At 64.2% G+C, this 12,324-nt stretch carries 15 protein-coding genes and 1 pseudogene; 6 read left to right on the top strand and 10 right to left on the bottom strand.

Annotation, left to right across the window (positions count from 1 at the left end; genetic code table 11):
- Window positions 1-18: 18 nt before the first annotated feature.
- The 4 genes from BRA1253DRAFT_RS05865 to BRA1253DRAFT_RS05880 form a co-directional block, all read right to left on the bottom strand.
- The gene (locus BRA1253DRAFT_RS05865) at window positions 19-1,203 is read right to left on the bottom strand and encodes a serine hydrolase (protein ID WP_088940865.1); all 1,185 of its coding nucleotides are present in this window, start codon (window positions 1,201-1,203) and stop codon (window positions 19-21) included.
- A 75-nt stretch (window positions 1,204-1,278) separates the two neighbouring features.
- Window positions 1,279-1,971 carry a GNAT family N-acetyltransferase gene (locus tag BRA1253DRAFT_RS05870; RefSeq protein WP_007592119.1) on the bottom strand — a complete coding sequence of 231 codons (693 nt, stop codon included), beginning with the start codon at window positions 1,969-1,971 and terminating at the stop codon, window positions 1,279-1,281.
- 4 nt (window positions 1,972-1,975) lie between these two features.
- The gene (locus BRA1253DRAFT_RS05875; RefSeq protein WP_007592122.1) at window positions 1,976-2,323 is read right to left on the bottom strand and encodes a Lin0512 family protein; all 348 of its coding nucleotides are present in this window, start codon (window positions 2,321-2,323) and stop codon (window positions 1,976-1,978) included.
- 182 nt (window positions 2,324-2,505) lie between these two features.
- Entirely contained in the window at window positions 2,506-4,167 is a 1,662-nt protein-coding gene (locus BRA1253DRAFT_RS05880) for an acetolactate synthase large subunit (protein ID WP_007592124.1), read from the bottom strand.
- 171 nt (window positions 4,168-4,338) lie between these two features.
- Between BRA1253DRAFT_RS05880 and BRA1253DRAFT_RS05885 the strand changes: the two genes are divergently transcribed.
- The 3 genes from BRA1253DRAFT_RS05885 to BRA1253DRAFT_RS05895 all read left to right on the top strand — a co-directional run bounded on the left by BRA1253DRAFT_RS05885 (window position 4,339) and on the right by BRA1253DRAFT_RS05895 (window position 6,083).
- The gene (locus BRA1253DRAFT_RS05885; RefSeq protein WP_007592125.1) at window positions 4,339-4,692 is read left to right on the top strand and encodes an MmcQ/YjbR family DNA-binding protein; all 354 of its coding nucleotides are present in this window, start codon (window positions 4,339-4,341) and stop codon (window positions 4,690-4,692) included.
- A 74-nt stretch (window positions 4,693-4,766) separates the two neighbouring features.
- Window positions 4,767-5,639: a helix-turn-helix domain-containing GNAT family N-acetyltransferase gene (locus BRA1253DRAFT_RS05890; protein ID WP_035992844.1), complete on the top strand. Its 873-nt coding sequence runs from the start codon at window positions 4,767-4,769 to the stop codon at window positions 5,637-5,639.
- Window positions 5,640-5,696: 57 nt separating this feature from the next.
- A complete protein-coding gene (locus tag BRA1253DRAFT_RS05895) occupies window positions 5,697-6,083 on the top strand; it encodes an ester cyclase (RefSeq protein WP_007592129.1) in 387 nt (128 codons plus the stop codon).
- A gap of 22 nt (window positions 6,084-6,105) precedes the next feature.
- Here the strand turns inward: BRA1253DRAFT_RS05895 and BRA1253DRAFT_RS05900 are convergent, their stop codons facing one another.
- The 3 genes from BRA1253DRAFT_RS05900 to BRA1253DRAFT_RS05910 all read right to left on the bottom strand — a co-directional run bounded on the left by BRA1253DRAFT_RS05900 (window position 6,106) and on the right by BRA1253DRAFT_RS05910 (window position 8,866).
- Window positions 6,106-7,326, bottom strand: coding sequence for an MFS transporter (locus tag BRA1253DRAFT_RS05900; RefSeq protein ID WP_007592130.1), 1,221 nt, complete (start codon window positions 7,324-7,326; stop codon window positions 6,106-6,108).
- A gap of 271 nt (window positions 7,327-7,597) precedes the next feature.
- On the bottom strand, window positions 7,598-8,176 hold the full coding sequence (locus BRA1253DRAFT_RS05905; RefSeq protein WP_007592132.1) for a DUF308 domain-containing protein: 579 nt from the start codon (window positions 8,174-8,176) through the stop codon (window positions 7,598-7,600).
- Window positions 8,177-8,281: 105 nt separating this feature from the next.
- On the bottom strand, window positions 8,282-8,866 hold the full coding sequence (locus tag BRA1253DRAFT_RS05910; RefSeq protein WP_007592134.1) for a TetR/AcrR family transcriptional regulator: 585 nt from the start codon (window positions 8,864-8,866) through the stop codon (window positions 8,282-8,284).
- 76 nt (window positions 8,867-8,942) lie between these two features.
- Here BRA1253DRAFT_RS05910 and BRA1253DRAFT_RS05915 point away from each other — a divergent pair, with 76 nt between their 5' ends.
- The 3 genes from BRA1253DRAFT_RS05915 (at window position 8,943) to BRA1253DRAFT_RS05925 (ending at window position 10,393) form a co-directional block, all read left to right on the top strand.
- The gene (locus BRA1253DRAFT_RS05915; protein ID WP_007592136.1) at window positions 8,943-9,440 is read left to right on the top strand and encodes a peptide deformylase; all 498 of its coding nucleotides are present in this window, start codon (window positions 8,943-8,945) and stop codon (window positions 9,438-9,440) included.
- Window positions 9,441-9,550: 110 nt separating this feature from the next.
- Window positions 9,551-9,964 (top strand): GFA family protein, encoded by a 414-nt coding sequence (locus BRA1253DRAFT_RS05920; protein ID WP_007592137.1) that lies wholly within the window; start codon window positions 9,551-9,553, stop codon window positions 9,962-9,964.
- Between the two features lie 24 nt (window positions 9,965-9,988).
- Window positions 9,989-10,393 carry an MAPEG family protein gene (locus tag BRA1253DRAFT_RS05925; protein ID WP_007592139.1) on the top strand — a complete coding sequence of 135 codons (405 nt, stop codon included), beginning with the start codon at window positions 9,989-9,991 and terminating at the stop codon, window positions 10,391-10,393.
- A 37-nt stretch (window positions 10,394-10,430) separates the two neighbouring features.
- Here the strand turns inward: BRA1253DRAFT_RS05925 and BRA1253DRAFT_RS05930 are convergent, their stop codons facing one another.
- The 3 genes and pseudogenes from BRA1253DRAFT_RS05930 to BRA1253DRAFT_RS05940 form a co-directional block, all read right to left on the bottom strand.
- On the bottom strand, window positions 10,431-10,793 hold the full coding sequence (locus BRA1253DRAFT_RS05930; RefSeq protein WP_007592142.1) for a helix-turn-helix transcriptional regulator: 363 nt from the start codon (window positions 10,791-10,793) through the stop codon (window positions 10,431-10,433).
- Entirely contained in the window at window positions 10,793-11,455 is a 663-nt protein-coding gene (locus BRA1253DRAFT_RS05935) for an SRPBCC family protein (RefSeq protein ID WP_007592144.1), read from the bottom strand. Before BRA1253DRAFT_RS05935 ends, BRA1253DRAFT_RS05930 begins: the two co-directional genes overlap by 1 nt.
- 56 nt (window positions 11,456-11,511) lie before the next feature.
- A pseudogene (locus BRA1253DRAFT_RS05940) lies at window positions 11,512-12,308 on the bottom strand (helix-turn-helix transcriptional regulator).
- Window positions 12,309-12,324: the final 16 nt, after the last annotated feature.

The raw sequence follows: 12,324 nt of genomic DNA on the forward strand, positions 1-12,324 counted from the left end.
TGCAGATTTTTTTCGCGATCAGCCTCCGACGGCCTGATAGGCCAGACGCTTGAATTCGAAGAAAAACGGATTCCAGAAGCCCATGTAGCGCTGCGCCATCAGCACGCCGGCGGTATTGGCCTGCGGGCAGATCCACCAATGGGTGCCGGCAAGGCCGCCCCACTGGAATTCGCCGGTCGAATTCGGGGGATCGAACGGCGTCGGCGCGAAGGTGACGGCGCCGCCGAGGCCAAAGCCCTTGCCGGGGATCGGGCCGAGATTGGCGAAGCGGATGTTCTCGCCGGCGGGCAACTGGTTCGTCATCATCAACCGCAGCGTCTCCGGCTTCAGCAGAGCATCCGAGCCGGGGAGCAGCGCCCGTATCAAAGCAAGCATGTCGGGCAAGGTCGAGACCAGTCCGCCGCCACCTGACAGCCGCGGGAATTGCCGCCGATAGGCCTGCGGATAAGGCAGGTCATCGGCCCGGGTGAGGCCGGGCTTCATGGGATCGAGGACATCCGCGCCGTTGTAGAGGGCCACCAGCCTGCCCTGCTGCGCGTCCGGCACGTGGAAGCCGGTGTCGGTCATGCTGAGCGGCTCGAAGATGCGCGCCTTGAGGACGGCGTCGAGCGGCTTGCCGGAGACCACCTCCACGACACGCCCAAGCACGTCGGTCGCAACCGAATATTCCCAGGACGTGCCGGGATGAAAGGACAGCGGCAGATCGGCGAGCTGGTCGATCATGCCGGTCAGCGGCGTCAACGGATTGAGAACGCGCGCCTCGTTATAAGCTTTGAACAGCACCGTACCGGGATCGAAGACGCCGTAGCTGAGGCCGGAGGTGTGAGTCAGAAGCTGCCGGATCGTGATCGGGCTCTTCGCCGGTTCGACGTCGGCAAGGCTCAAAGCGCCCGGCTTCAGAACCTTGCGATTGCCGAGTTGCGGCAGGAATTTCTCGACAACGTCATCGAACCCGATGCGGCCTTCCTCGACCAGCAGCATGATCGCGCAGGTGACGAAGATCTTGGTATTGGAGAACGCACGAAAAATGTGATCGGGCCGCAGCGCGGTGCTCGCCTCGCGATCGGCGAAACCGACGCATTGCTGATCGACGACCTCGCGGCCCCGCAGCACCGCCCAGGATGCACCCGGAATGATCTCCTGATCGACGTAACGCTGCATTGCCGTCCACGTGGCGGAAAAATCAGGTGTTCTGGCGTCCATGTGCTTCCCCCAATGATGGTTGGGATCGATATAGCGTGAATTCGCCGGATATGAAGCCTGACCGGACGGCGCGGCTCATTCCTGCTTCATGAACGCAGTGACGTGCAGGCGGCGCCGAATCCGCATCCCCTGGCGCTGGTACAGCGCGATGGCCGATGAGTTGCTCGAGAACACGTGCAGGAACGGAATTTCGCCGCGCGCCTCGATCTGGCGCGCGACCGCCGCCAGCAGCGCCTGCGCGTAGCCCCGGCCTCGATGGTCGGGGTGGACGCAGACGGCCGTCATCTCGACGAAATTGCCCGGCTTCATGCGCTCGCCGGCCATCGCGACCAATTCGCCGCCGGCGTGGATGCCGAGAAACGTCCCGAGCTCGTGCGTGCGCCGGGCGAATGGACCGGGCTTCGTCAACTCCGTCAGCGCCAACATGGCGGGAACATCGGCCGCACCCAGCCGGACGATCTCGGCATCGCGAAGCGGACTGTCTGCCGGAGAGCCGATCATCTGCTCGCCGGTCTCCGCAAGGACGACCTTGAAGCCGGCGGGAACGTCGACGGCCTCCGGCGTGAACAGCGCGGCGACCTGCGAGCCCGACAGGAGATCACGAAGCGCGGCAAAGCTCGCCTCGGACATGTCGACCATGTCGGCAAAGGGCGTCATGTCCACCGGATAGCGCAACGCTCGCGGGCCACCCTCGGCCAGATGTTTGTGGCTGGTCGTCAGCGCGCTCCAGATCGGGCGATCCAGCAGCGTCACGTCACCGTCGGACACCGTCTCACTCCTTCTCGAAGCTGACGATGACGGCGGCATTGGCGATGAGGATGGGGTCGTTGCCCTGTTCCGGGGCCGAGGGAATCTCTAGCCCGCCCTTCACCGCGTTGACGGTGACAGTGCCGTAAGGCAGCTCCTTCGCGACCGCGTCCTTGTCGACGGCTTCGGGATTCGGCACTGCAATCGTGACGTCCACGAACATGTCGTTCGCAGTCTTGTCGATCATCCGGAAGAAGCCGAGGCTCGAATGCCTGATGGCGTCAGACACGGCACGCTTCGCCGCCTTGGTGGCGTCCCTGCCGTGGACGTCGACGCCCATGCCCATCTCGGTGATACAGCGAACGCGAGCCATGTTCTTATTCCTGTGGTTGATTGGATGATATGGACGCGACTTGTTATCGTATTCAGGCCGGCCCGCATACTCCGTCATTGCGAGGAGCAAAGCGACCGAGCAATCCAGGCCGCCCCCGCGGAGACAACCTGGATTGCTTCGCTTCGCTCGCAATGACGCGGGGGCAGCAGCATCGCACAAACTCACGCCTTCGACTTCTCCCGCGCCCGCAGCTCCTCAACGAGCACCCGCACATTCTCCGAATAATCGATCGGGATCACGACCAGATGCACGCCGCCCTCCTTGAAGGCGGCATCCAAGGTCGGGCCAAAGCTGTCGATGCTCTCGATGCGATGTCCTTTCGCTCCATAAGCCCTCGCGTACAGGACGAAATCGGGATTGCCAAAAGTCATGCCGAAATCGGCGAAGTGATCGACGGCCTGCTTCCAGCGGATCATGCCGTAGGCGTTGTCCTCGAGCACCAGCACGACGAGATTGAGCTTGAGGCGGACGGCGGTCTCCATCTCCTGGCTATTCATCATGAAGCCGCCGTCGCCGGCGACCGCGAGCACGCGGCGCTCCGGATAGAGCATCGCGGCCATCATCGCCGACGGCAGCCCGGCGCCCATCGTCGCCAGCGCATTGTCGAGCAGCAGCGTGTTGGCGACGCGGGTGCGGTAGTTGCGCGCGAACCAGATCTTGTACATGCCGTTGTCGAGCGCGACGATGCCGTTCTCCGGAATGACCTGCCGAATGTCGTGCACGATGCGTTGCGGCGTCGGCGGCCAGCGCGCTTCTGTGGCGCGGTCGGCGATCTGCGTAAGGATCTTTTCGCGCAGTGGCAGCAGCGCGGCGGCTTGCGGCAGCTTACCTTCGAGCCGGTCGGCGAGTAGCTCCAGGCTGGGGCCGACGTCGCCGACGACTTCCGCATCGGGAAAATAGACCAGCTCGACGCTGGCCGGTGTGTAGCTGACGTGAATCACCTTGGGGCCCGATGGTCCCATGATAAAGGGCGGCTTCTCGATCGGGTCGTGACCGATCGCGACGATCAGATCGGCGGAGTCGATCGCGTCATGAACGTAGTCGCGCTCGGACAGCGCGGCGGTGCCCATGTAGAGATTGGTGCCGCCGGGCACCGTGCCCTTGCCCATCTGCGTGGTGAAGAAGGGAATGCCGGTCCGCCGCACGAAACTGGCGATGCCGTGTGTCGCGCGCGGCCGGCTGGTCGCAGCGCCCATCATCACCAGCGGATGCTTCGCGGCCAAAATCATCTCGGCGGCGCGGTCGAGCGCGGCGCGATGGGCGACCGGGATCTCGATCGGATGAACCGGGATCACCGGGACCTCAGGCACATCGCCTGCGATATCTTCGGGCAGTTCGAGATGCACGGGCCCTGGCCGCTCCTCCATCGCCACGCGAAACGCGTCGCGGACCACGGTGGGGATGCTGGAGGCGCTGATGATCTGCCGCGACAGTTTCGTCAACGGCTTCATGGTGGCGACCACATCGACGATCTGGAAACGCGCCTGCCGGCTGCTCATGATCGGCTTCTGGCCGGTGATCAAGATCATCGGCATCGCGCCAAGATGCGCATATGCCGCGCCCGTCGACAGATTGAGCGCGCCCGGGCCGAGCGTGGAAAGACAAACTCCGGGCCTGCCGGTCAACCGCCCGTGCGTCGCGGCCATGAAGGCGGCGGCCTGCTCGTGGCGAGTCAGGATCAGTTCGATTTTGGAGGTGCGGAGCGATTCCACCAGATCGAGGTTCTCCTCGCCGGGCACGCCGAAGATGCGGTCGACACCTTCGTTCTCAAGCGCCGCGACGAACAGGTCGGATCCTTTTGCTTTGCGTTCCCGCCCACTCATGTCGCCTCCCGGTCACAATGTCGGCTCCCGTGTTCCACGGCCGCCGGCACATGGTAACGGTCCGCAGCGCGGGCACAACTCACAAAGAGGCGCGCAACTGCATCATCCCTGTGGCGACAACGCTCGTCCCTCTCGTGTCCTTGCCGCGTGCGCTGTGCTATCGCTCGGGCGATGACTCCTAATACCTTCGAAACCCGCTGCCTGCGCCTGCCCGCCGTCACCAAGGTGGTGCAGTGGGAGGGCACCTCCGTGTTCAAGGTCGGCGGCAAGATGTTCGCACTCGGCGGCGGCTTTGCCGCGCGCTCCGGCGGCTACATGTTCAAGGTCTCGAACATGGCCTATGCCATGCTGATCGAGCACGGCCTTGCGCGGCCGGCGCCCTATCTGGCGCGCGCCAAGTGGGTGCAGCTCGTCGGCAACAACGCGCTATCAGACGCCGAGCTCACGAGCTATCTGGCGCAGGCGCACGCGCTGGTCGCGGCGAAACTCACGCGGAAGTCCCGCAAGGCGCTGGGCCTCGAGTGAAGTGCAGCCGGTGCCGAAGCGAAAGCCTGCGCTGATTGACATCGATGATATGCCTGACTAAAGTCAGATATATCATGCTCGACCCTGTTTCCCGCGTCCGCCGCTTCAACCGTGCCGTCACGTCCGCTGTCGGTGCGCTCGACACGTCATTCCTGGGGCGCGGGCGGCCGTTGGGGGCGGCGCGCGTGCTCAACGCGATCGGGCATGGACGTTCGGACGTGGCCGAGATCCGCGACTATCTCGGCCTCGATTCCGGCCTGATGAGCCGCCTGCTCCGCAGCCTCGAGGACGAGGGGCTGGTCGAGACCATTGCGCATGAGGAAGATGCGCGCCGCCGCGTGGTATCGTTGACTCGTGCGGGCCGGCGCGAGTTCGCGGCCTATGAAGCGCTGTCGAACACGCAGGCCGAGGGCTTCCTTGCCCAGCATTCACAACGCGAGGCGCTGCTGGCGGCGATGGATTTGATTGCTTCCGCATTGACGCGCGAGCGCGTCACGCTGGACGAGATGGATCCGCGGAGCGAACAGGCCCGTTATTGCCTCGGCGAATATTATGGCGAGCTCGGCCGCCGCTTCAAGCAGGGCTTTGACGTCTCGCTGTCGCGCGATCCTGACGCCAAGGATATGCGCCGCCCGCGCGGCACGTTCATCGTCGCGATGTCGGACACGCTGCCGGTCGGCTGCGTCGGGCTGAAAGGCACGGATCACGGCTATGCCGAGATCAAGCGTCTGTGGGTCGCACCGGCGGCGCGCGGATTGCGGCTCGGCCGGCGCCTGATGGACGCGAGCGAGGATGTCGCGCGCGGGCTCGGCATCAAGCTGCTGCGGCTCGACACCAACAGCGCGCTGGCGGAGGCCGGCCAGCTCTACCGAAGAAGCGGCTGGAGCGAGATCCCCCGCTTCAATGACGATCCCTACCCGGACCTGTTCTTCGAAAAACGTCTGTGAGCGCGGGCGCCGATCGCCCTGTTGCCGCGTTATGGCCGGAGCCGCAGGAGCAACGCCATGACCAGGTCCGACCTCGCCGACATCTACCGCAATTACATCGCCTGCCTGAACCGGCAGGATTGGCCCGCCCTCGAACAGTTCGTTCACGGTGACGTCGTCCACAATGCGCGACCGTTCGGATTGTCCGGCTATCGTGCCATGCTGGAGCAGGATTTTCGCTCAATTCCCGATCTGCATTTCAACATCGAGCTGCTGGTCTGCGATCCGCCCCAAATCGCCTCCCGGCTGACGTTCGATTGCACGCCGGCTGGAACGTTTCTGGGGCTGGATGTGAACGGCAGGCGCGTGTCCTTCTGCGAAAACGTGTTCTATCAATTTCGCGACGGAAAAATACGGCACGTGTGGTCCATCGTCGACAAGCCCGCGATCGAGGCGCAGCTCTAGCGCTGCGCCTCGATGAAGCTGCTTACGCAGCCGCCGGCGCCAACTCCGCTCGCGGCTTCGGGAACGGCTTGAAATTCATCGCCATCAGGAAGGCGCCGAGGCCCATCGCCCAGGAGGCGATATAGAGCCAGGCGTAGCTCGAGAACGCATCGTAGATCAGGCCGCCGGCGAGCGGGCCCGTGGCCATGCCGAGACTGCCGGCCATCGCGGTGCCGCCGATCACCGTGCCCATCATCTTGAGCGGGAAGTTCTCGCGGATCAGCACCGCGTAGAGCGGCATGGTGCCGGCATAGATGAAGCCGAAGACGGCCCCGACGGCGTAGAATGTCGTGAGCTGGTGCGCGAAGACATAACCCAGCGCACCGAACGCCTGCAACAGCAGGCCCGAGACGAGCACGCGCTTGGCGCCGAAGCGGTCTCCCATCAGGCCGAAGGCGATGCGCCCGCCGAGGCCAGCAAAACCCTCGATACTGTAGATCGTCACCGCCGCAACGAGCGGGATGCCGCAGCTCACGGCATAGGAGACGGTGTGAATGATCGGGCCGGAATGGGTGGCGCAGCAGAAGAAGTTAGTGGCGAGCAGGATCAGGAATTGCGGCGAGCGCAGCGCCTCCCCCATCGACATCTCGGCTTGCCCGGCGCCCTCGCCCGCAGGCGCGGCCACGGCGTGCGCGAGCGCCGGCGGGCGGCGCACCAGGAACGAGACCGGGATCATGATGGCGCCAACCACCAGCGCTACGATCTGCATCGCGGTGCGCCAGTCATGGTTGGAGACGAGCCAGGCCGCGAGCGGCGCCATCGTCATCGGCGCCATGCCCATGCCGGCCGACACCAGCGAGACCGCGAGGCTGCGATGGGTGTCGAACCAGCCGGTCACGGTCGCCATCATCGGCGCGAAGATCGCCGCACAGGACGCCCCGACCAGAAGGCCGAAGACGAACTGAAACGCCAGCAGCGAGGTGGCGTGGCTCGCCGCGAACAGGCTCACGGTCAGCACCGTCGATCCCATCAGCACCACCGGCCGCGGCCCGAACCGGTCCGTCAACGTGCCCCAGGCCATGCTGGTGAAGGCCATCGCCAGAAAGCCGATCGTCATCGCGCTGGAGATGCCGGTCACCGACCAGCCGGTGTCCTTCGCGATCGGCTGCAGGAACACCGGCAGCGAAAACATGCCGCCGATGGCGACGCAGCCGAGCAAGCCGCCCGCGGCGACGATCACCCAGCGATAGGAGGAAGAGTTCATTTTTGGTCTCCCGTCAGGTCTGTCTGGGTGGAAGACGAATGGGAACATGGTGGACCGACAGGCCGACGCAAGTTTTTGCGGCAGGCTTTTGTGACCTGCCAAACGAAAACGGCGAAAACAACCCCATGCACAGTAGCCGGGCGCTTTGGGATCAAGGACTTACAGCGCAGCCCTTTGCCGTGCGAGGAACCGCCGTTTGACTCGTCGGGCAAAACACCTGCATCATGGCATCATCCCGCCGGTATCGATCTCGTCCCCTCGCGAACAGGCTTCAAGCAGCCACGCCGCGCCGCCACTCGCCGACCGTGAGCCAGACCGCAGAGACCAGGAAGTAGAGCGCACCGACGGCGGCATAGCCCGCGACATTCGCGATCGAGGGAACCGCAGGCGTCGTCGCCTGAAAGATGAGGAAGCCGCCTGCAAGCGCCGATTGGCCACCGCTGAGCACCATGGCCCACTGCGCGCCAAAACTCCGCCAGCGGCGGATGGCCGTCTCCAGCTGCAGCAGTCCGGACACAATCGCCCATGCCCCGAAGATTCCGAGAACCCGGTTCATGCTTGTTTGCAGAGCGACAACGACTGCGATGGTTGTCGCAACGCTCGCCAGAGCGTTGAAAACCTGGGTGCGATTCTGATTGAAGCCGCCGCTGCGAAGCGCGTCCGCGCAGTTGGCTGCAGCGTCCCATGCGGGATAGAGGACGAGCAAGGCGCCGGCGATCACTGGAGAAGAAGCCCCGGCGGCAAACGCAGCAGCGACCCAGGCGACGGAGAACGCCGCTCGCACGAAGTAGTATTGCTTCAGCCATCGCTCGCGGTCGGTATGAACCGGATCCAATTGATATCGCGCCATTGCAGTCCCTCCTATACCTACTAGTTGGTAGTTTTCTTACACGCGGCGAAACCGACTTCGCTCCAGCCCGCTTGCGGGCTGTCGCGATCGTCTCGCCGATGTCTCTCAATGCTTGTTGGCCAGCCGGTCCAGCAGCGGGGTGGTGATCACACCGAATATTTTTGGATCGCCATAGGCACGCGCCGACAGCATCGCGCCGTGAATGGTCGCCATGAATCCTTCGGCCTCGACGCGGGCTGTGCCGGAGAGTTTGAGTCGCCCCTTCCGCTTGCCGCGCTCCAGGACGTCCGTCAGCCAGGAAGCCAGGGAGCGGAAGTGCGCACGGACTTCGAGCGCAACCTCCTCCGGCAGGATCGGAAGCTCGCTGGCCAGCAGCGCGCAGACGCAGAACGGCGCCGTCGCATCATTGATGCACGCCTCCCAGTACGCGACATAGTTTTCGAGTTGTTCGCGCGTATCAGGGACATTGCGCTCGAGCGCGGACAGTCCCGCCTCGGCTTCGGCACGGTAGCGCGACACGAGGGTGCGAACCAGATCGACCTTGCTGGCGAAATGATGGTGGATGCTCGGCTTGCGAATGCCGACAACATCGGCCACGTCGGCATAGCTGAAACCGTTATAGCCGCCCGCGATGATCAAGCTGCGCGCGCAGGCCAGGATGTCGTCGGCAGTTGAGGAGACGTTGGTCATGGGCCTTAACTACCTTCCAGTTGGTAGGGCGTCAAGAACGGGATGCTTCAACCATCCGTGAGTGCTAGGAGCCTGCATGACCATTCGCCCGATCGTCCGCTATCCCGACCGCCGCCTCGCGCTGCCGGCCCGCCCCGTCACCGCGTTCGACGCCGGTTTGCGTGAGCTCGCAACGGATTTGCTCGAGACCATGCGCGCCGCGCCCGGCATCGGCATCACGGCGCCGCATGTCGGCGTGCCCTTGCGCGTCGTCGTGCTCGAACTCGACCCGAAGGACGGACCGCGGACCTACGTCAATCCGGAGATCGAATGGGCCTCGCCCGAGATGATCATGCATCGCGAGGGCAGTGTCTCGATGCCCGGCGTCAACGACGACATCCAGCGCCACGCGCGCGTGCGGATCAGCTATCAGGATCTCGACGGCAACGTGCACAGCGAGGAGTCGGAAGCCTTGCGCGCCGTCTGCCACCAGCACGAGATCGACCAGCTCGACGGCATGTTCTGGATCCAGCGCCTGTCGCGGCTGAAGCGCGAACGGCTGGTGAAGAGGTTTGAGAAGATGTCGCGCGGGTGAGCGGGCCGGCGAAGATCAGGCTTGTGTGAAATCGCGCCGGCTGCTCGATGTGGCGAAATCAAGCCAGCCTGATATGATTGGAACGGTCGGCCCCGTCGGGAGGGAGACGAATGAAATATTCAGGTCGCTGCGCCTGTGGCGCGGTTTGTTACACCATCGCGTCCGCGCCGATCCGCGGCTTCCAATGCCAGTGCAGCGACTGTCAGCGCGACACCGGCAGCGGCCACAGCTCCATCTTCGTGTTCGCGCGCAGCGCAGTCTCGGTGACAGGCGAGGTGCGCGAAATCGAGCGCACCGCCGACAGCGGCGCAATCAAGCGCAAAGGGTTCTGTCCGAGCTGCGGCTCGCCGATCTACAACAAGCCGGACGAGAAGCCGGAGTTCATCGGCATCTATGTCGGCACGCTGGACGATGCCAGCACGTTCAAACCGTCCGTCGTGCTGTTCTGCTCGCGCGGATATGCCTGGGATCACCTCGATCCCGAGATTCCCAAACTCCCGGAATGGCACCCGGGATCGCGCTGATTCTTGCAGATTGAGGGACAGCCAATGGCGATGAGCTTCGAGCTATCGATGCTGGCCGCCGCAATCGTCTGGGGCTTCGTACAGCTTGTCGCCGCCGCGCAAGCCGCGAACCTGCAGTACGGCCTCAGATGGGCTGCGAGCCCGCGCGACACCGAGATGCCGCCGCTCAAGCCCATCCCCGGCCGCCTCAACCGAAATTTCCGCAACTACATGGAGACGTTTCCGTTCTTTGCCGCAGCGATCCTCATCTCTCACGCCGCAGGCGTTCACAATGAGCTGACTTATTGGGGATCGATCGCCTATCTTGGCGGACGCATCGCCTACACCGCGCTTTACCTATCCGGCATACCTCTCGTCCGCTCGCTGTTCTGGAATATCGCCAGCTTTGGCATGCTTGCTGTCTTGGCAGCGCCTTTCGTGCCTCACTGAAGCGGCGAGATGCTACGTGGCCTTTGCCGCGATGCCTTCACGCCCGCTTCCCGCCCCGCCTGGTCATTGGCGCGTTACGACGCTCGCGTTTGCCGCGCGCGATTTCCGTCGCCAGCGCATCCAGCTTCGGCTCCCAGAAATTGCGGAACTGACCGACCCATGCATCCACCGCTTGGAGCCCGGCAGCATCGACCGAATAGAGCCGTCGTTGCGCCTCCGCGCGAACCGTGGCGAAGCCGCTCTCGCGCAGCACCTTGAGGTGCTGCGACACGGCGGCCTGCGTGATCCCGAACTCCGCCCCGATCACTTCGACGACCTTGCCGGAGGCCATCTCGCCGGGCGCAAGCAGCTCGAGGATGCGACGGCGGACGGGGTCGGCGAGGACCTCGAAGATTTGCATCAGCTTCCTGTGCCCGGATGCGCCGCGTCGGGCGGCGTCTCGCCGCGATAGAAGGCGATGGTGCGGTCCGAGCGCTGCTTCGCGGTGGCAGGATCCACGCCGCTTGCGACATGCGCTGCGCGCCAAGACTCGCCGCTGCTCGTCATGAATTCCTTGCCCGCGGGAGAGCCCATCCATGCCTCAGCCGTCTCATGGTCGACCGATGCCCCGGTCGCAACATATCGCTCCAGCCCCGCAATGGCGAGATCCCAGCCGATCCCGACTGCCCCTGGACCGAACTGATTCCAATGATCCTCGATCATCGCGGTGTGCTCAAGCGTCAGCCGCGCCTGGCTTCGTTCTGCCGTCAGCTTGACGTCGATCCAGCTCATCGCGCCGCCGAATTCCCACGTCGCCGCAAAATGGGTCGGCGGCGTACACGCCGTGATGGTCCCGCCGGCATTCCCCTTGAGCTGGTACTTTCCGCCGAGCCGGAGATCTCCCTCGACCGGCAAGAACCAGCGCGGAATGCGTTGTTCGCTGGTCACTGCGTCCCAGAGATCGTCGACGCTGGTTTCGTAAAGCCGCGTCAGTATCACCGCACTGGCCGCTTTCCCGTCCTTGTCGAAATTCCTCACCGAACGCGTAACCAGCCCCAATACCCTGACGACGTCGATCTCCATGGCGCTCCTCCTCGTCGTTTCGTGCCAGGATGAATATCGGTTGAAGCTAATATAAGTCAACTCTTATATTCAGGGAAAATGCCGCTCAGATATTTCCCCGGCGGTTTGCCGAGCGCCTTCTTGAACATGGTGATGAAGGCCGCGACGGAGTCGTAGCCGAGATCGGCGGACACCTGCTGGACACTCGCGCCGGACGTCAGCTCCCGCAAGGCGACGATCAGATGCAATTGCTGGCGCCAGCGCCCGAAGCTCAAGCCCGTCTCCCGGACGACGAGACGCGCGAGGCTGCTCTCGCTCAGCGCGACGCGATCGGCCCATTCGGCCAGCGCCTGCGATCGGAAGGGTTTTTCGCCAGCGCTGCGGCAATCTTCTTCAACCGCGGCTCGGGCGAGAGCGGCAGATGAAGCTGCTGAACGGGCATGCGGGGAAGCTCGCGCAGAAGGACGCTGGCCAGAAGGTCCACCCTCGCCTCGTCATCCGCGATCTGATCGGACAATTCGACGATCACTTCACGCAGCAGCGGGGAGATCGAGAGCGTGCAGCAACGATCCGGCAGGTCCACGCGGTCAGGCTCGATATAGACGAAGAACAGCCGGGCATTTTCTGTCGCGAGGTTGCTGTGCTGCATGCCCCCGGGCACCCACACTGCGCAATGCGGCGGCACCATCCACAGACCGGTGGGAATGCGGCATGTCACGGCGCCTCCCAGCGCAAAGACAAGTTGCCCCTTCCGGTGCCTGTGATCGGGCACCTCGCCCTTGGTCCCGATCACGTCGACGCGCACCGCGATAACGGGCGCGGAGACATCATCCACGTCGAGATCAGGCCATGGAAAACGGAGCGGCTGCCGCATGCTTGCCGGTTTTTAG

It is taken from the genome of Bradyrhizobium sp. WSM1253 (assembly GCF_000244935.1).
GTDB lineage: Bacteria > Pseudomonadota > Alphaproteobacteria > Rhizobiales > Xanthobacteraceae > Bradyrhizobium > Bradyrhizobium canariense.

Coding starts and splice junctions, on each gene's coding strand:
- BRA1253DRAFT_RS05865 (WP_088940865.1), bottom strand. CDS start 1,203: ATGGACGCCAGAACACCTGATTTTTCCGCCACGTGGACGGCAATGCAG.
- BRA1253DRAFT_RS05875 (WP_007592122.1), bottom strand. CDS start 2,323: ATGGCTCGCGTTCGCTGTATCACCGAGATGGGCATGGGCGTCGACGTC.
- BRA1253DRAFT_RS05880 (WP_007592124.1), bottom strand. CDS start 4,167: ATGAGTGGGCGGGAACGCAAAGCAAAAGGATCCGACCTGTTCGTCGCG.
- BRA1253DRAFT_RS05885 (WP_007592125.1), top strand. CDS start 4,339: ATGACTCCTAATACCTTCGAAACCCGCTGCCTGCGCCTGCCCGCCGTC.
- BRA1253DRAFT_RS05890 (WP_035992844.1), top strand. CDS start 4,767: ATGCTCGACCCTGTTTCCCGCGTCCGCCGCTTCAACCGTGCCGTCACG.
- BRA1253DRAFT_RS05895 (WP_007592129.1), top strand. CDS start 5,697: ATGACCAGGTCCGACCTCGCCGACATCTACCGCAATTACATCGCCTGC.
- BRA1253DRAFT_RS05900 (WP_007592130.1), bottom strand. CDS start 7,326: ATGAACTCTTCCTCCTATCGCTGGGTGATCGTCGCCGCGGGCGGCTTG.
- BRA1253DRAFT_RS05905 (WP_007592132.1), bottom strand. CDS start 8,176: ATGGCGCGATATCAATTGGATCCGGTTCATACCGACCGCGAGCGATGG.
- BRA1253DRAFT_RS05910 (WP_007592134.1), bottom strand. CDS start 8,866: ATGACCAACGTCTCCTCAACTGCCGACGACATCCTGGCCTGCGCGCGC.
- BRA1253DRAFT_RS05915 (WP_007592136.1), top strand. CDS start 8,943: ATGACCATTCGCCCGATCGTCCGCTATCCCGACCGCCGCCTCGCGCTG.
- BRA1253DRAFT_RS05920 (WP_007592137.1), top strand. CDS start 9,551: ATGAAATATTCAGGTCGCTGCGCCTGTGGCGCGGTTTGTTACACCATC.
- BRA1253DRAFT_RS05925 (WP_007592139.1), top strand. CDS start 9,989: ATGGCGATGAGCTTCGAGCTATCGATGCTGGCCGCCGCAATCGTCTGG.
- BRA1253DRAFT_RS05930 (WP_007592142.1), bottom strand. CDS start 10,793: ATGCAAATCTTCGAGGTCCTCGCCGACCCCGTCCGCCGTCGCATCCTC.
- BRA1253DRAFT_RS05935 (WP_007592144.1), bottom strand. CDS start 11,455: ATGGAGATCGACGTCGTCAGGGTATTGGGGCTGGTTACGCGTTCGGTG.